At 69.8% G+C, this 252-nt stretch carries 1 pseudogene; it reads left to right on the top strand.

Annotated features, from left to right (window positions below):
* Positions 1–252, top strand: a pseudogene (locus tag CCN72_RS40285) (glycosyltransferase family 2 protein); the annotation flags it as partial.

Raw genomic sequence — 252 nt, 5'->3', positions numbered from 1 at the left:
CGCCGCGAGGCGCTGGAGCAGCAGGGCGGCTACAACGAGGAGTTCATCCGCGCCCAGGACTGGGAGCTGAACTTCCGCATCCGCGAGGCGGGCGGCCTGATCTGGTTCTCACCGGAGCTGAAGGTGTCGTACCGCCCCCGGCCCTCGGTGCGGGCCCTGGCCAAGCAGTACAAGGACTACGGCCGCTGGCGCCATGTAGTCGCCCGCTACCACTCCGGCTCCATCAACCTGCGCTACCTCGCCCCGCCGACC

Origin of the sequence: Streptomyces murinus (assembly GCF_002154555.1) — a bacterium.
Classification (GTDB): domain Bacteria; phylum Actinomycetota; class Actinomycetes; order Streptomycetales; family Streptomycetaceae; genus Streptomyces; species Streptomyces murinus.
This window is presented reverse-complemented; position numbering and strand designations above follow the sequence as displayed.